The organism is Rossellomorea sp. KS-H15a (assembly GCF_024195245.1).
Classification (GTDB): domain Bacteria; phylum Bacillota; class Bacilli; order Bacillales; family Bacillaceae_B; genus Rossellomorea; species Rossellomorea vietnamensis.
In genome coordinates, this window is the sequence record NZ_CP096886.1 from 3725825 (window position 1) to 3743460 (window position 17636).

Annotated in this window: 17 protein-coding genes; 5 read left to right on the forward strand and 12 right to left on the reverse strand. The window is 43.2% G+C overall.

Annotated elements, in window-relative coordinates:
• Positions 1-116: 116 nt before the first annotated feature.
• The 7 genes from M1J35_RS19090 to M1J35_RS19120 all read right to left on the reverse strand — a co-directional run bounded on the left by M1J35_RS19090 (position 117) and on the right by M1J35_RS19120 (position 5327).
• Positions 117-962, reverse strand: coding sequence for a DinB family protein (locus tag M1J35_RS19090; protein ID WP_254651961.1), 846 nt, complete (start codon positions 960-962; stop codon positions 117-119).
• Positions 963-991: 29 nt separating this feature from the next.
• Positions 992-1342 (reverse strand): nuclear transport factor 2 family protein, encoded by a 351-nt coding sequence (locus tag M1J35_RS19095; RefSeq protein ID WP_254653803.1) that lies wholly within the window; start codon positions 1340-1342, stop codon positions 992-994.
• Positions 1335-2105 (reverse strand): HAD family hydrolase, encoded by a 771-nt coding sequence (locus M1J35_RS19100; RefSeq protein WP_254651962.1) that lies wholly within the window; start codon positions 2103-2105, stop codon positions 1335-1337. The genes M1J35_RS19095 and M1J35_RS19100 overlap by 8 nt, the downstream gene beginning before the upstream one ends.
• A 12-nt stretch (positions 2106-2117) precedes the next feature.
• Positions 2118-2663 carry a GNAT family N-acetyltransferase gene (locus tag M1J35_RS19105; protein WP_254653804.1) on the reverse strand — a complete coding sequence of 182 codons (546 nt, stop codon included), beginning with the start codon at positions 2661-2663 and terminating at the stop codon, positions 2118-2120.
• 81 nt (positions 2664-2744) lie between these two features.
• Positions 2745-3533, reverse strand: a complete 789-nt coding sequence (locus M1J35_RS19110; protein WP_254651963.1) for an ABC transporter permease — start codon at positions 3531-3533, stop codon at positions 2745-2747.
• A gap of 3 nt (positions 3534-3536) precedes the next feature.
• Positions 3537-4349 carry an ABC transporter permease gene (locus M1J35_RS19115; protein WP_254651964.1) on the reverse strand — a complete coding sequence of 271 codons (813 nt, stop codon included), beginning with the start codon at positions 4347-4349 and terminating at the stop codon, positions 3537-3539.
• Between the two features lie 3 nt (positions 4350-4352).
• The gene (locus M1J35_RS19120) at positions 4353-5327 is read right to left on the reverse strand and encodes an ABC transporter ATP-binding protein (RefSeq protein WP_254651965.1); all 975 of its coding nucleotides are present in this window, start codon (positions 5325-5327) and stop codon (positions 4353-4355) included.
• 175 nt (positions 5328-5502) lie between these two features.
• On the opposite strand from M1J35_RS19120, the gene M1J35_RS19125 reads away from it, so the two are divergent.
• Entirely contained in the window at positions 5503-6243 is a 741-nt protein-coding gene (locus M1J35_RS19125; protein ID WP_254651966.1) for a MerR family transcriptional regulator, read from the forward strand.
• 60 nt (positions 6244-6303) lie between these two features.
• Here the strand turns inward: M1J35_RS19125 and M1J35_RS19130 are convergent, their stop codons facing one another.
• The 3 genes from M1J35_RS19130 to M1J35_RS19140 all read right to left on the reverse strand — a co-directional run bounded on the left by M1J35_RS19130 (position 6304) and on the right by M1J35_RS19140 (position 9021).
• Positions 6304-6774: a DinB family protein gene (locus M1J35_RS19130; protein ID WP_254651967.1), complete on the reverse strand. Its 471-nt coding sequence runs from the start codon at positions 6772-6774 to the stop codon at positions 6304-6306.
• A gap of 206 nt (positions 6775-6980) precedes the next feature.
• On the reverse strand, positions 6981-8501 hold the full coding sequence (locus M1J35_RS19135) for a hypothetical protein (protein WP_254651968.1): 1521 nt from the start codon (positions 8499-8501) through the stop codon (positions 6981-6983).
• On the reverse strand, positions 8494-9021 hold the full coding sequence (locus M1J35_RS19140; RefSeq protein WP_254653805.1) for a sigma-70 family RNA polymerase sigma factor: 528 nt from the start codon (positions 9019-9021) through the stop codon (positions 8494-8496). Before M1J35_RS19140 ends, M1J35_RS19135 begins: the two co-directional genes overlap by 8 nt.
• Positions 9022-9219: 198 nt before the next feature.
• Here M1J35_RS19140 and M1J35_RS19145 point away from each other — a divergent pair, with 198 nt between their 5' ends.
• The 3 genes from M1J35_RS19145 to M1J35_RS19155 all read left to right on the forward strand — a co-directional run bounded on the left by M1J35_RS19145 (position 9220) and on the right by M1J35_RS19155 (position 12221).
• Positions 9220-10446 carry a TolB family protein gene (locus M1J35_RS19145; protein WP_254651969.1) on the forward strand — a complete coding sequence of 409 codons (1227 nt, stop codon included), beginning with the start codon at positions 9220-9222 and terminating at the stop codon, positions 10444-10446.
• 457 nt (positions 10447-10903) lie between these two features.
• Positions 10904-11707: an alpha/beta fold hydrolase gene (locus M1J35_RS19150; protein WP_254651970.1), complete on the forward strand. Its 804-nt coding sequence runs from the start codon at positions 10904-10906 to the stop codon at positions 11705-11707.
• A 133-nt stretch (positions 11708-11840) separates the two neighbouring features.
• Positions 11841-12221, forward strand: a complete 381-nt coding sequence (locus M1J35_RS19155) for a DUF3139 domain-containing protein (RefSeq protein ID WP_254651971.1) — start codon at positions 11841-11843, stop codon at positions 12219-12221.
• A 182-nt stretch (positions 12222-12403) separates the two neighbouring features.
• Here M1J35_RS19155 and gpmA read toward each other — a convergent pair whose 3' ends face one another.
• Positions 12404-13171, reverse strand: a complete 768-nt coding sequence (gene gpmA / locus M1J35_RS19160) for a 2,3-diphosphoglycerate-dependent phosphoglycerate mutase (protein WP_079532757.1) — start codon at positions 13169-13171, stop codon at positions 12404-12406.
• A 115-nt stretch (positions 13172-13286) separates the two neighbouring features.
• Here gpmA and M1J35_RS19165 point away from each other — a divergent pair, with 115 nt between their 5' ends.
• Positions 13287-14987 carry a pyruvate oxidase gene (locus M1J35_RS19165; protein ID WP_254651972.1) on the forward strand — a complete coding sequence of 567 codons (1701 nt, stop codon included), beginning with the start codon at positions 13287-13289 and terminating at the stop codon, positions 14985-14987.
• A 52-nt stretch (positions 14988-15039) separates the two neighbouring features.
• On the opposite strand, the gene ppsA is transcribed toward M1J35_RS19165, so the two are convergent.
• Entirely contained in the window at positions 15040-17628 is a 2589-nt protein-coding gene (gene ppsA, locus M1J35_RS19170; protein WP_254651973.1) for a phosphoenolpyruvate synthase, read from the reverse strand.
• Between the last annotated feature and the right edge of the window lie 8 nt (positions 17629-17636).

The window sequence follows — 17636 nt, forward strand, 5'->3', positions numbered from 1 at the left end:
TCCCTGAACTAACAGTTTTATTACTGACAATTCCAATTATTCCAGTTTATTGACAACAACTCAATATATAGTGATAAAAAAGAAGCTTATCATTAGAAATTGATAAGCTTCCCTCCTCACATGTGATGAATGTCTCTTGTTTCTTCAATCTGTTCAAGATGCCCTTTTGCATGTCCCGCTACCATCTTGATCATTTTTCTAACGGTCAGCTCACCCTGGTCTTCCGTTTGAATTTTTCTATCAAGGGAGTCCGGTAAGCTTCCACAAAGATTGAGTACGTGTTCCCGTATCAATTTAAAAAGGGATACTTCGGTTTCGATTGATCGACCTTTGTAATTCGTTCCCGTTTCCCAAAGATTGGGGTCATATGGATTATTCTTATAATTCCTGCCATCTTCAGCCAGCGCAAACTTGATACGATGGAACATGGTCAAGTCCGAATCAATGAAATGTAGCACGGTTTGCCGAATGGACCATTTCCCTTCAGCTCTAACCAAGTCCAATTCATCGTTAGATAACCCCTTAAGCACGGTATCTATTCGGTCAATCCCACTCTTATATAGCGATAATATCTCTTCATCTGACATAAACAACTCTTCCCAATGTGAAACGAGGTATCCATCTGGGTCCTTCACCATCATTAGCTGGCCAAATCCCGGATCTACTTCCAATTCATAAGCAACTTGTTCTTCCTCAAACTTTCGCTTCAGGTTTTCAATTTTCTCTCCCATAATATAAAACCGCTGGCCCGGATCAGGTTTGACAAAAGCGACATCGGTATATTTCTTGAAATCTTCTTGGTTTCCTTCCGTAAATAAAACAGCCCCACCACTAGGAAGCTTCCATTGTGCAATCGTATCTTCTCTCCATTCCTCAGTCCAACCAAATAAATGACGATAGAATGAAAGAGATTGTTCAAGATCATCCACCTTTAAAACCAATCTAGGCTTTACACTTTGCATATCTTCACTCCTACGAAAAATTTAGTATCCTAACTAACCCTGGTACCTTGATGAAACACCATTTGCCATCTCTCATCTGCCCATTTCCAAATCGAACTTCTTAACGAATGTTGCTCCGTTTCCTCATTGAAAATTCTATATGTAGCCAATACGATTTCATCCGATAGTGGATGGACTTCAAAGTGATCCATTGTCATCTTCACTACCCCAATACCTTCTTCGCTGATTTCCTCATCTTGATAAAGAAACTTACCCGAACTCCCAATCTCAAAAAATCCCTCTGCAAGAATCTGGGTAAGCTCTGTTTTGGATGAGCGAATTTCTGGTTTTAATAGATTTTCTTCTAGGCGTTGGAGTTGGTCTTTTACTGTTTTATTCATCACTTTCTTCTTCCCCTTTTGAACTGCTCAAACTGCTACTCACCAATATATCTTTTATTTCCATAATAGAAGAAACAATTGCATACGGAGTATGATCCGTTGGCTTTTCTTCCCTTCTGAAATTAACCCATATCGCTTCCATTCCTGCTTCCATGGGACCAACTACATCATGCGTCCACGAGTCGCCTATGAATATCGTCTCTTCAGGTTTCTTATTAAATGCTTCTAGAGCAATAGTATAGATTCTAGAATCGGGCTTTCTAATACCTAATGGTTCTGCATGGATGATCTTATCTTGACTGAATATATCCCCTAACCCCATATTGATTATCTTTTGTTGAGGGTCATAAAGTCCGTTTGTAACAATTCCAACTTCAAATTGCTTATTCAGTTCATTCATTAAATTTAATACGGATTCATCGGCAGTAATAAAATTCATACTCCTGTTAACAAAGAGTGATTCAAGCTGATCAATTTCCTCAATGTCTGCTCTCACGTCCAAGGAATCAAGAGCACTCTTCCATCTTTCTCTTTTAAATTCAAATGTAGTTAGTTCACCACTTACAAGTTTATCGATTAGAGATCTTGGAGGTTGTTTTAATTGCTTCAAAAATTGTTGATCGTCCATTCCCTTTGTCAAAGGATGCTCCGCTAGCGTCTGCACCAGTCCCTCGTCAAACCAGGAAGAATTTTCAAGAAGCGTGTCATCCAGGTCAAATAAAAGAAGGCTATACTTTTTCGTTGGCTTATCTGTCAGATTCATAAGAACCACTCCTTACGGATGTAACCGTCCCATCACCACAGTATCGTAGTAACGTCCATCCGATAATAATTTATCACTCTTCAATACTCCTTCAAATTCAAACCCGTTATTCTTATAGAGCATGATGGCTTTTTCATTGGTTTCGAGGACATTCAAGGTGATCTTCTTAATGCCGTTATCATCTGCCCAGCGTATGCTCATCTTTAATAGATTTTTCCCGATGCCGTATCCCCAGAATTCCTGTAAAACACCTACACCGAACTCTACCTTATGAGCAATCCGCTTTAATGATTTCCCTTCGCACCTGGAGAAACCGGCAATCCTTACCCCTACTTCACAAACCAAAAAGAGATTCTGGGGACTCGCTGTATCTTCAATGATTATTTGTTTAAAACCCGCCTCATCTATGTACGCTTCACCTTTTTCCCTATCCATGTTTTCTGTCTCTCCATCGACCTGGAGCCTAACTTCTGACAGGTTCTGAGCATCTTCTATTTTTGCTGATCTGATGGTATAGGGCAGATTTCGAATATAAAATGTTATTGGTTGAATAATGATCTCGATCCACTCCTTGGAATTGTGCTCAATATACTCTGAAACTATTATCCATTAATTTCTAATTCCTAACAATAGGTAACTTCAAGACGTAGCACTCGAATACCTTCCCAATCCCTTCATCCACAAAAACTTCGTAAAAACCGAAATGATAATAGTCAACACCAACAACCCCATTAACTGAACTAATGATATTCCATGAAAAAGGGCATAAGTCGGAACCGCAGCCACAATCCCAACAGGAACCAGGGTATAAAGAAGCCACTTGATCATCGGAGGATAAAGATCAACTGGATACTTTCCCATCGTCCATATACTCGAAAACAGGACGAACCCGCCTCCTGTTCTTCCCAGCCAAAATGACAGCGTGCCGATCCACATTCTGAATGAGTAGCTGATGATGAGAGAGCATGATAACAAAAGGACGAACTGAATGAAATGAAGAAGTACCACCTCTTCTAAATGGAAAAAGACAGCCCCCGTTATGACGGTCACCCCAAGGATGATGTCAGGGATTGCCCATACATTACAGCTCCCGAAGCTCGATAGGAACTGGGCATTCTCCGGAAGTAAGAGCGTTTCATCCAAGTGACCATCCACCACCTTGTCTGGAAGGGCTTCGAGATTCCCCATGACAAAAAGGGAAAGGGCACCAGCCACCAATTGATAGACTCCTAATAACGTGATGATTTCAACAAACGTCCATCCTGCCAGGAATTCTGTAAACTGAAACACAATCCGGAGGCCGAATACCCCGCTTGCAAAATAGAATAGTGAAGAAAGAGCCTGAGTAAGAAAATTCACCCGGTAAGGCAGCTGGGTAATGAGCGACGTTCTAAAGAACAGGAATACTAAAGCAAACTTTTTTCTCATTTCTTAACCTCCTAGAGCAGAATATCTTTTAATGCCTTTTTTATATATAAAGGTGCTGCATAGGACCAGAATGCCGATCCAGCCATACTGCAGGGCAAGGCCGTGAAGGATAGAGATGCCACTGGTCCAGGTCAGGACTTCAGCCGGGAAGCCCAACATCCCGTAAAAAGGAAGATAGTATAGCCAATCACCGAAACCACCCTGTATAAGAAAAAGTGGAGCCACTTCTCCCCCGATAAAAAAGATGGCCACTTCACCAGCGTTGACCAATGATTGCGTTTTTTCTGTCCAGAAGGCAGCAAGGGTCAGCAAGTAAAGCCACAGAAAGCGAAGGATACAGGCATTGATGACAGTCAGGATAAAGAGAATGATGCGTGTAACCGATAGTGTACTTTCCGGGCTGAGCCAAATCCAAAGGGCCATAAGCAAGGGGATTGAAACGGTGTAGGATACTATTTTTACAGCGAGGTTTTCTCCTATCACGACATATAGCAGATGATGAGGCTTCAATAATAGATTCGTTAGTTCTCCATTATAAATCTGCATGCCCAGCATATGGTGTTCATACGAGACCGTCAGCTGTCGCACCAAAACAATCGCTAAATAATAGTCCATAAACTGATTGGATCCCCAGCCTCCAACGACCTGCCCTTCTGCCGTGACCGTTTGCCAAACAAATAATGAAACCAACGGGGTAATCAAATGGGAAAATACGAGGAGGTAAATGAATGACCTCCAGCTAAACACATCCATCGTCTTCCACACCGTATAGCCCTTAAGCAGACGAAAGGAATTGAGAACAGCGATTCTACTCATCTATCACACCACCTCCGTTGTATATAATTGTTGGATCGTGTTTTCAAATGGTGGATGTTCGACAGTTAAGTCAAGAATGGAATACTCCGATAATAAGCGTGCGGTCACGGAAGGAACTTGTGCGTTCGGAACACGCATGGTGTACTTCCCACCCTGTCCCTCTTCAACCATTCCGGATAAGTCAGGAGGCAGCACGCTGGAATGCTCAAGGGTAAACACAATAAATTTATAGGGAGTCAACCGTTCGACCAAGTGATCGATCTCTCCATCGAATCGCAACCGGCCTTTATCAATGACCATAATTCTTCTACAAAGCTGGGTTACATCCTCCATGTAATGAGAGGTCAACAGGATCGTCGCATTGGTTTCGCGATTATATTCTTTCAAGAAATGCCGGATCCGTTGCTGTGCATTGGAATCAAGACCGATCGTCGGTTCATCGAGAAAAAGGACTTCGGGGTTATACACCAAAGAACAGGCTAATCCACAACGCATTCTCTCTCCTAAAGAAAGTGTTCGAAGAGGCTTTTTAAAATAGGGTTCAATTTGCAGCCAATCGACGATTCTATTTAAATCCTTGGAGAACTCCTTAAAATCGAGATCATAGATAATTCTCTGCATATGAAGCGCGTCCAGTGCTGTCAAATCAGCCGGTGCAAAGAGAGGCTTGCTTCCTCGGATCAATGCAATCCTCTTCAGATACTCATGTTGACGTTGATAAGGTGTAAATCCAAGCACCGTCACTTCTCCTTTCGAAGGATGCAGTATGCCGCTAAGCATCTTCAAGGTGGTACTCTTTCCCGCTCCGTTCGACCCGATAAACCCGACCATCTCCCCTCTCTGAATGTCAAAAGAAAGATCCGTCACAGCACAAATCTCCCTTTTCTCCCGTTTCATAAAACTTGATAGAGCTCCTTTGAGACCCGATTCCCTGACAGGGACTTCATAGGTCTTCCCTAAATTCTGCACCTGCAGCATATAACCTCTCCTTTTTTTGGTTGAAAATTCCAAATACTTTACCTATACTTTAATCGTAGCACTCTGTTGCAAGGTTCGAGGGTTTAGCAAAATAGACGTGGAATGATCATTTAAAATACATAAAAAAGTCGGAATGAGACTTTCATGTTTTACTTCAATGTTTTGAGGGGGGGATATGATGAATTTGCGTGTTTATAGAGGAATCGAAATCACACGGCCATTTAACTTAAGTGCCGACCTGCTCAGAAAATATGAAACATGGGGATTCATCCCTCATGCCCCTCGAGGGAAAAACAACTATCGGCAATATAGCGAGATACATAAGAGATTTTTCGAAGCATCCCGTCATATGATGGCTGGATATTCATGGACAGAAGTGGCCAAAATGATGAGACATCTTGTGAAAAAAGAACGGGAAGCGGCTATTATTTTGGCAGTGGAATTTCAGGCCGTACTGGTTAATAACTACAAAGAAAGCACATTGGTCATCGAGCAATTGCAATCAACGTTAAGCAATCAGGAAATTCCCCCAAAGGTTCAAGTTGAACGACCCGTCACCTACAAAGAGGTATCCAAGCGATTGAGCCTGCCGATTTCTACTTTGAGAGTGTGGGAGCAGCAAGAACTATTTGAAGCCAGCAGAGGAGAGAATAACTATCGCTACTTCGATGGGGCATTGATGAACAAACTATTTATCATTAAACTACTGCGTTTATCCGGTATGGGATTCGATCAATGCAGGGAGGTTCTTAAAGGGATTGAGAGGAAAAACTACCGAGATATCCTTCCCATCCTTCAAGGTCGGATCGTGGATATGAGAGAGCAGATGAATAAGGGATTGAAGTCGTTGGGGACGTTGAATGAGTTGGTGACTTATTTGGAAGAGGTAGATTATTTTAGTGATTTGTCGGAGTAAGAAATAAAGCAGAAAAAAGCTGGAGATCATTTATGATCCCAGCTTTTCACTCTCCACCATTCACCTCTGCGACGGCCACGCCCCCTGCATCTTCCTCAATTGCATGATCTGACCCGTATGGTAAGCATCATGCATCATGATGTCCAACAATTTCTCTTCAAGAGAATGTTCTTCAAGCATTTCAGCCGTTGCTTTACTAAGTGCTTCCCTTAAGCGACCATGGGCCGATTCAATACGCTCAACGACTGCTCCCCATTCCTTGTCATCATTTATTTGTTCCGTTAGATAGAAAGTATCATTACCATCGAGAGTTTGGTTCCATTCACGCCCTTCTAATTGTGCCGTCAATCTTTCTTTATAATAAGTAAGGTGATTCACATTTTCCCATATGGTTTTCGCCGCTTCTCCATCCGGTCTCCAACAAGCCTGTTCAGCAGTGAGTCCTTCTATTGCTGGTTTTAGGGGCGCATACCAACTTTCCTGGTCGTATGTGGTGTCGAGCATTCTTAAGAGTAGATCTGTTCGATTCATTTTCTCTTTCCTCCTACAAATTAATCTATCTTCTTAGTATTTCATCAAAGATTGGATAATTCCTTTTAAAAACACAAAATAGAAAACTCTTCTCCAACAAACCAGGATTCTTATTCCACTCTCTCTTCTGTTAATCCAATGTGTCATGATAAATTGAAACATATAGAAAAGGCGCATATCTTAACTCGTGATATGCGCCAGTAAACCTATTCTATTTTTTTATATGTGCCCAACAACCTTTTCAATTCACTGCCGGATACTTTTTGCGTGACAATTTCAATCATATAGTCACCGCTCTCTCCTTTTACAAAAACTTCATCTGTGTCTTCCACTTTGAACATATGCCATTGAATTCCGTTCATTTGCATTGAATCAATTTCTTCGCCTAGTGTCCTTACAAAATCGCCTGTTTTTCTGAGGTATGTGTCCTTAGGATGTATCCTTGTGTAAAGCAAACGAGATCCGGATCCCACTTCATTTACAGGCTTGTCATAACTGTAGACGACATAAGCGTGAAGATCCTTGCGGTATTTTTCAATACTGGCGGAAAAAGGGGAGAGTTTCGGGTCTTTAAACTCATAAAACAAAGGCATGGTCTCCCTTTGAATGGCCATTACTTCCTCTACTTCAGTCCGTTTTGTATCAGCATGTTCAATGACTTGGAGTTCCCTATCCCTCTCATCCCTAAAAGAGTGAAATCCGTCAAGATCAGGCTCGAGCTCATTTTCATGGAATGTTTTATTAATCTCCAAGCTTTTTGGATGTAAATAACTGACTAGTTCCCCGGTATCACTATATATCTCATGTTTCACCATGATTCCAGTATCTTTATCCACCCATATCCTAAATTTTTTTTCATCTGGTTGCATGGTATCGACCAGGCTATCGTCCAGTGTACCTGCAATGACCAGCGTATTATGTCCCAATAGTTTCTCATTTTGCTTTTCTATTGACCAATCATTTTCAGGTCTCAAGTATTTGGCGATGAATGTATAATTATAAAGCGAAATTCCCGCTAACATGTTTGGAGGGGTTTCCCTGAAAATGTTCATTGTATCGTATTCAAGAATATCGTCTGGGTCCATTTTGAAGATATCATCTGCCTTTACAACGGATATATTCTTTTCCGGCATTATGCCGAATTTTACATATTCCATTGAGTCCAAGTCAAGGTGCCAAACATGATTTTTGTTATAATACGTTTTACTTACCCTCTCTTTCGATATGGGATTCTTCGGGTCTGGATAATCAATTACCTTCTCGTATCCACCAACCACACCCTTATTTCTCACCTTATACTTAACCGTTGATTTGCTTAAATAGTAAGATTCGAATTCTCCGGCCGCTGTTTCAAAGTAATCGACTGAATTAAATAACTTATGGAGAACTTCCTCTTTTGTCATAACCTCATCGTTCTCTTTTGGCTGTGGGTGAGTATGCTCTTTATATTCTTGAATCTCATTCGATTTTTCATTCTTTTGAGAAAGACCTCTGTCTTTTGATAAGCCCAAATGATCCATGATAAAATAGCCGGCGACTCCCAAAAATAAGACTGAAAAACAGAAGCTTAAAACCAACCCTATACCAAAGTGCTTTTTGTCTCTACTCGGCTCACGATTACTCTTAAAGTGGTTCCTTACAACCGCTTTGTTTCTCTCCCTGAAATCTATATCTTTCAGAACCCGTTCGTCCAATTCTTGTTTCAATTGATCCAACATATCACTCATTTCCCTCCCCTCCTTTAAGCTTCTTCCGTAACATGTTTCTTCCTCTATGTAATCTGGACTTGATCGTTTGGCTGCTGATTCCCAACAAGTCTTCAATCTCCTTGTACGTTAATTCTTCATAATAAAAAAGAATCATGATTTCACGATATTTGATGGGAAGACCCAATACACTTTGGGATAGTTCTGTTTTTGCTTGGAGGTGAATTAAGTTGCTCTCCGGTGTATGATGACTAATCCCCCTTGAAGAAAAGAAATCATTAAACACAAGATTCCTAAAACTCCAGCTTTTCAACCGGTCCTTACACAGATTTACCGTTATGGAGTAAATCCATGTGTGATAGGATGATTCTTGACGAAACGTATCAAACTTTTGATAACACCTGATAAACACTTCCTGTGCCACATCCTCAGCAAGCTGCTCTTGTTTCAAATAGGTATAAGCAAGTCGAACAACCTTCTTCCCATACTCATCCATTAACCATTCAACCGTCTCTTCTCTGCTCATTTCATTTTGCTCCATAAACAACTTCTAATCCCCTATCATCATGTACTCCCTTTCAACCTTTAGACGATGCCCAAATTGAATGGTTGCATAAATTGCCAAAAAATCCTTTTTTCGTTTATTTTCATATTAGCATGGAGTCAATGACTGCCCCCCTACATAATTAATTCGATTCAAGAAAATAGTAAGTACACCACCCAAAAAGGAGACTTCCCGATGAAACCAGCCATCCTGCTAACCATTATATTATTACTTATTTTCCCATCGACGCCATCCGCATCGATTAATAATAGAGTTAAAGCTGCTTTTATCAGGGAAGGAAACGTGTGGACCTTAGCAGATGGAAAGGAAACTCAAGTCACGAACACGGGCAATATCCACTCCGAACCAAAATGGTCAACCGACGGAAGGCTACTTGCATATCAAGCGGAATCATCAACCGGTGGGCAGTCTGAGCTGTGGATATACAATTTCGCCACTCGTGAAAAGAAGAAAATTTCATATAATGGCCATGTACCAAAATGGGCTCCCCATAAAAACAATCTTGCCTATATTAATAATGGAATCTTAGATATCTCTGACCTCAACCGTTTCTACAACATCGCAACCGGGGTCAGTGATTTCACGTGGCTCCCGGACGGAAGTGGATTCCTTCTGTCTTCATCTGGAACCCTCAACCCGGATGGATGGTCAAGTGCCTCTTTGTTTACTAAAAAAGTCGGCGATAATTATGAGGATATTGTTTTATTCGGAGGCGTGGAGCCGTTTTTTACACTACCTAAAGAAATCGGGACAAATGAACATAACAAACTGATTGCCGTCAATGCAGAAGAGCTGACCTATTCACCCAGCGGCAAATGGATTTCATTTGTCGTATCTCCCACCGCTTCCTGGTCCATGGACAGCGATATGGTCTGTGTCATTGATAGTCTCGGGAAGAATTTCGAGGTATTGGACGAAATGATTTTGCAGGTAGGACAGCCCAAATGGTCACCTTCAACCGATACACTAGCCTATATCGCAGGCGGCGGAAGAATCGTGTTCGGCTTCAAAAATAAGGACTTAAAGGTAAAAGAAATGCCTGCGTCAGGGACTTATACACCTGCAGATTACGCTGACCTTGACTTTGATTGGATGACTGACAAATCACTGGTCGTGTCGAGGATCAAGGAACAAGAGTGGACGAACGACTTTAGCAAGCACCCGCTGCCTGCTCTATATACTTTGAGTATCGATTCGAAGAAACAAATGAAGATAACGAGCCCTCCTAAAGGGTATGGGGACTATGCTCCTCAGTATATCCCTTCCATTGGAAAACTCGCTTGGTTAAGAGGGAAATCCCTTACTGATACGAAAAGGGATCTGTGGATTGGAAATGCGGATGGGACTGAAGCTATGGAGTGGGTTCGGGATATTGAGGAGATTGTATTTTTTGAAGGATAACGTTGGCTTTTTTAATGGATTTTCATAAAAAATGGTCAGTGGCTGAGTGCCTCTGACCTACTTTTTTATGGAATTTGCTCAATTGAAGACCCTTATTTATTTACATTGTCACTAAGTCTTTCTTTTATTTGTTCTAATAACTCAGTCTGCTTGTTTTGGCTTGTTAAAATCTTGTCTGAGATCTTTTCTAAAGTCTTAGTAATCGACCATAAAGATAAAATGATGACGACAATTACCCCTAATGCTTCCAATTGATATCACCTCTTTTTTCTTCTAGACCCGTTGGTTTAAAGGTTCTGTTCTTAATACTTTATCATACATACCGCCCTTCGTTTCTTGGTTTTCACAGCTTAAACGTCCATAGAAATTGCACCATAAAACACGCATGAAGAAGGATCCTTTGATTAATCCAGAAAATAACATATACTTTTAATAGATTAAAAGGAGGGGAATATACGTGGCTATTTACCATAAAATCATCGGAGAAGGATTTCCCATTGTAATGGTGCATGGGTGGACGCTGGATCATCAGGCCATGAGGCATGCAATGGAACCGAACTTCGAGAACCGCACCGGATGGAAACGGATTTACATAGATCTGCCTGGAATGGGGAAATCGGAAGCACAACCTTCAATCAAGGATTCCGACGATATGTTGGAAGCTGTGCTGGCAATACTGGACGAGTTGATTCCCGATCAACCCTTCATCGTGTGCGGATATTCGTATGGAGGCTATATGGCGAGGGGAATCGTAGAGGCCCGACAAGATAGAGTTCGGGGCTTAATGCTTCTGGCACCCATGGTCATACCCGATACGGATAAAAGAGAACTGCCAAAGCAGATCGTATTAAAAAAGGACCCTGACTTACTATCGAATCTCTCCTCACTGGAAGCAGAAGCTTTTTCAGCGATGGGTGTCGTGCAAGGTCAGAGGGAATGGGAAAGGTTCCGTGATGACATCCTGCTTCCTTCCACTCAAACGAATGAGGAATTCGTAAACAGAATCCGGGAAAATGGCTATGGCTTCACCTTCGAGCTTTCACATACACTTGACTGTCCAACGCTGATTGTCACCGGACGGCAAGATCATGTAGTCGGATATCTGGATGCGTGGCGATTAATCGAGAATTATCCAAGGGCAACCTTCGCCGTGCTTGATATGGGTGGTCATAATGTGCAGATTGAGCAGGAGGATGTGTTCAATTCGTTGGTACATAATTGGCTGGACAAGCTTGATTCTGAGATTTTAGGACCGTCGTAATGATGTAATGGACAACTTAATGGAATACACCTCATCTCAACCCTTAAATAAACTGATAATTTAATTATAAATAAACCCTTTTAGTGTATAATTACACCAAAAGGGTTTTTGTTCACAAAAAGGGGGAAAGGTTTTGTCTACTATTATCAAAAACAAAAAAGTAATACTCGCAATTCCATTGGCTATAATTTTACTTGCTTATATGTCATATCTCATCTATGCAGATGCAGGTGAAAAAAAGCGAAAAGATGAAATATTTAGGTATTTGACAGAAGACAAAGGCTATAAAGAAAGTGAAATAACAAAAATTGAAATTGAGCATTCAGTGCAAGCTTTTCTGCTTTCCTATGAGCCCTGGAGTATATCAGTCGTATTTAATGATGAACCAAATGCCATTTATTATTATCAATATGATAACGAGATAATTAGTCAAGGTGGTATTTCAGGTTATACTAAAAATGAGATATACAAACATTTTGAAGGGGTTAATGGACCCTTAGATAAAAGTAAATAAGTTATTCCGTTAAAGGGGCTTTAATGGAACATGAAATCATCAAAAAGATATGGTCCGTCGCACCGACACGGACCATATCGTTTTTGAATTACATTGATTTTTTACCACGAATAATGAACCCATACAATTAGAATTTTCACTTCGATAAAAGTACTTTTAGCCACTAGTACTCCTTAATACATTCATCCCATCCAATCCCAATTCTCCCTATCCTCTATATCCATGTGCCGCGGAATTCGATCATGAGGAACCTCTCCCTCGTCGTCCAAATAATAATGCCTGATGGGTTTCAAGTCGTCATCCAGTTCATACACCAGTGGGATGCCATTAGGTATGTTGAGACTGACAACTCCGTCATCCGGGATGTGGTCAAGGAATTTAACGAGTGCCCGAAGCGTGTTTCCGTGGGCGGAGATGATGACACGTTTATTGTCCCGGATGCTCGGGACAATCACCTCATGCCAATAGACGAGTGCCCTCTTTTCCGTATCGAGGAGACTTTCTGATAAAGGCATATTCTCCTTGCCAACGGTGGCGTATTTCGGATCGGACAGATTTTCGCGATGGCCCTCTTCTGAAATCGCAGGTGGCCGAACATCGGCAGACCGCCTCCATTCATGAACCTGCTCTTCCCCGAATTGCTCCGTCACTTCATCTTTATCCAGTCCCTGCAGACCCCCATAATGCCGCTCATTTAACCTCCATGATTTATACACGGGAATCCAGACCAGGTCCATTTCGTGCAGAGCGATCCATAAGGTTCGGATTGCGCGTTTCAAAACAGATGTATGGGCCACATCGAAAATGAATCCGTGTTTCTTCAGGACAGCCCCTGCTTTTCTTGCTTCTGAATAGCCGTCATCGGTTAAATCGACATCTGTCCAACCGGTGAACCTGTTTTCAAGATTATAGAGGCTCTCGCCGTGTCGAAGGAACACAAGCTTCTTCATTTTCATCACTCCAGATCTTTTTTTTCAGTATGTGCATCTCGGAATAGAAATATTGAGTAATTTAGGAAGTATTGAACCAAAATAGGAATAACCAATTTCGAGAGGAGACGATGTAATGTTCAAACAGAACGCTGGAGAAAAGTTGATTGATCTCTTGATTGAATGGGGAGTCGACCATATTTACGGGATGCCCGGGGACTCCATCAATTCCATTATAGAACCACTTCGAAAAAGACAGGACAAAATCAAGTTTATACAAGTCAGGCATGAGGAAGCAGGGGCACTGGCCGCTGCCGCATATGCGAAATTAACAGGGAAACTGGGGGTATGCACGGCGATTGCCGGTCCAGGTGCGATCCATCTTCTAAATGGTTTGTATGATGCCAAGCTTGATAAAGCTCCGGTGTTAGCCATCACAGGTCAAGTAGAAACGGACCTGTTAGGGACGGACTCTTTTCAAGAAGTGAATCTTGAGCGGATGTTCGACGATGTAGCCGTGTATAATCAGCGCATCATGTCCGCCGATCAACTCCCCGCCGTCGTCAATCAGGCAATCCGGACAGCCTATGCGAAAAAAGGGGTGTCTGTCCTGACCATCCCGGATGACATCCCGCGCTTTGAAGTCGGAAAAGAAGCACGTGTGACGTCCCATTTTTCAGTAAAGCAGAACATTGCGCCTCTTCCTGAGGATTTGCAAAAAGCAAAAGAACTGATCGAGGGTGCGGAACGACCGATCATTCTTGCGGGAAAAGGTGTCCATGGGCACCGCGAAACACTATTGTCTTTTGCTGAAAAAGTGGGGGCACCCATTGTGCTGACTCTGCCTGGTAAAGGGGTCATACCTGATAAGCATCCGTATTGCTTGGGAGGTCTTGGCCTGATCGGGACAAAGCCTTCGTATGAAGCGATGCAGGAAGCCGATTTGCTCATGATGATCGGGACCTCATTCCCGTTCACTGGATTTCTGCCTGACAGTGCCAAAACGATCCATATCGACATTGACCCATCCCAAATCGGGAAGCGCTACCCCGTTGATGTCGGTCTTGCCGGGGATGCCGGTACTTCCCTTAAGTGGCTGACCGAACATGTCTTAAGGAAAGAAGATCGAACATTCCTGGAGAAAAATCAGGAACGCACGAGCAAATGGTGGGATAACTTAGAATCACAGGAGGTGGATGGATCGGTCCCGCTCAAACCGCAGCGACTGATTCATGCCCTAAAGGAAGTCGCATCAGACGACGCCATCCTGTCCGTTGACGTCGGAAACGTAACGGTTTGGATGGCAAGGCATTTCCCGATTACCAATCAGTCCTTCATCATTTCGAGCTGGCTCGCGACCCTCGGCTGTGGTCTTCCTGGTGCCATTGCCGGTCAAATCGCCTATCCGGATCGACAGGTGTTCGCGATATGCGGCGACGGCGGTTTCGCCATGACGATGGCGGACTTCGTCACGGCGGTCAAATATGACTTACCCATCATCGTCGTAATCCTAAACAATCATAAGATTGCCATGATCAAGTTCGAGCAGGAAGTGATGGGGAATATTGAATTCGGCACAAACCTCCAGAACCCTGACTTCGCTAAATACGCGGAAGCCTGTGGTGGAGTCGGATACCGCGTCGAACGCCTGGAGGACATCCTTCCATCGCTCCAAAAAGCGATCCAACAAAAGAAACCATGCATCATCGACGTCGTAGTCGACGCCGACGAAGCACCAATGCCGGCCAAAATCCAGTTCTCCCAAGCCGCCGGCTACACCAAACACATGCTCAAACAACTGTTTGAAGAAGGAAAGTTTGATCTTCCACCGTTGTAAAAGATGAGGGACGGACCTTGGAATGCAAGGTCCGTCCCTCTTATATTTTCTCTTACAATATCTCAACATACCCTTCTGTCCCATGCACACGGATTCTTTGTCCATCTTGTATCCGCTGGGTCGCACGTTCAATGCCGACGACAGCCGGTAGTCCATATTCCCTTGCAATCACCGCTCCATGGGTCATCAGTCCGCCAACTTCAGTGACTAACCCTTTGATGGAGACAAATAACGGTGTCCAGCTCGGATCGGTATAAGGGGTAACCAGGATATCTCCCTCTTCCAAATCCGCGTTTTCCATATTGACAATCACACGTGCCCGTCCTTCTATCACTCCTGATGAAACAGCCAAGCCGGCAATGGCACCCTCGGGAAGATCTTCTCGCTTGTATTCACCGGAAATAATTTCTCCGTCCGACGTGATCACCCGTGGCGGCGTCAGTTTTTCATAAAAGTCATACTCTTCTTTTCGCTTACAAATGAGAGCATCTCCCCGTTCCTTGGTTTTCACCAAGTCCTGTAATTCTTCGAATGTAAGATAGAAAATGTCCTCTTTTTCTTTAAGTATATTCTTTTCTGCAAGCCGTTCCGCTTCTTTTAATAATGCCTGCTTATAAACAAAGTAGCGGTGAATCATGCCGTATTTCGGATATTCCCTGTAGCCGGTGAAATGCCGGATGATATCGATCCTTCTTTTTGTCTCTTTTACCTTTTGTTCACCATCTGGTAATGAGCTTAATCGCTCCAGTAATTCTCGTTCTTTTTCTAACGCTTCTAGCCGCCCTTGCTCAAATTTACGTTTGCTTTCCTGCGGCTCGAACCGTTGGATGTTCCTGAGGATCATTGGGATAATGATTGTTGGCTTTTCACTCCAGCGCATCCTCGAAAGATCAATTTCCCCGCTGCATCTCATCCCATATTTGGAGAGAAAGTCTTCGATGGCTTCCCGGGCTTCTTCCCCACCCTCGACTTTCACCAATTCATCCAGGAAATGGTCCTCTTTTACCTGGTGCAAATAATCGATTACTGCCTGACGCGGACGTATCACATCAGCTACGTCCATCAATGCCAAGCCCATTTCAGACGTGATATTGTTCGGGACCGATTGAGACAGTGTATCTGCCACATTTTTTTCTCCCAACCACTCGTACATATGGTCATTGATCCAGAATAAAGCATCCATCGCAGCCATGATGACCCGGGAACTCTCGGGATCAAATAGAATCCTTTTTAATTCCTTCATATCTTCTAAGATGAAATCGATTAACTCCGATCCCATTTTCGAATGAATGGTTTGTTTCAACTGTTCGATTGAGGCTTCACTTTTCTTTATTAGTTCTGCAACGATGGCAGGATTCGGGTCGATTGGAGCGACTTCACCTTTCCTTGGAGCAGGCTCAGCTACATCCTCAACCGTTTTGATGAAGTCTTTTCTTTCTATAATCGTTGTGAGAGCATCTTTTATAAGTGGTTCAGATTTGCCCATTAATTCCATGAACGATTGTCTGCTGGCAGGTGATGCCAACCGAGGGGTGCAATCCACAAACAATCTTCCTCCGGCGACTTTCATCGGTGCAGGAGTGGTTAATAGGAAAAAGGACAAACCGAGAGGCTTCATGGCATCCGTCATCATTTGCTGATGGCCGACGGAAAGATATACTCGATTCTCCCCATCAACCGCTTCCGGAATCGGGTATAGCGTCGTGATCGGCCTAGTTTGCACAATGTAAAAGGTGCCATCTTCCAAACACCATTCAATATCTTGTGGACAAGCAAAATGCCCTTCGATCTTCCTGCCGATTCGGGAGAGCTGTATAACCTGCTCATCCGTAAGGGCCGCTGCCTGCTGCTGATCAGGAGGGATAGGCAGCGTCTCCGTCCCTCCACCGTTCACCCCATAGATGGCCAATTTCTTCGTTGCAATTTTCTTATCTATGATCATGCCGTCCTGAACTTTATAGGAATCTGGTGAAACCTGGCCGGACACCAAAGCTTCTCCAAGACCAAACCCTGCGTCGATGGAAACCACTTTCCGATTGGAACTCACTGGATCAGCCGTAAACAGAATCCCTGAAACCTGCGGGGATACCATCCTCTGAATAATAACGGAAATGTGAACCTCACTGTGATCAAACCCATTTTGCATACGATAAGTGACGGCCCGATCCGTGAAAAGAGATGCCCAACACTTGCGGATATGCTCGAGGATTGAATCCATGCCGATCACATGAAGGTACGAATCCTGCTGCCCGGCAAAAGAGGCATGTGGCAAATCTTCCGCCGTGGCACTTGAACGGACGGCATAGGCATGTTCCTCTCCAAACCGGGAGTGATAGTGTCTAACGGCTTCCACTACATCGGAAGGAATCGTTACATTCAGGAGGACTTTCCGAATCTCCTTGCTGATTTCCCTAATTTGATTCCGATCTTCGGGTTTAAGCTTGGATAACCTCGAGAGCAATGTATGATAGTTCTCTTTCTGTTCTACCGCTCTCCGAAATCCAACCGTCGTCACACTGAAACCATCCGGCACCTGAATTCCTTGAATCGTTGATAACAACCCTAGATTTAAGCCTTTTCCACCCACAAGCGAAAGCTCCGATGGTTCCATTTCCTGAAAGCTGAGAACCAATGAATTCATCCTGCCAC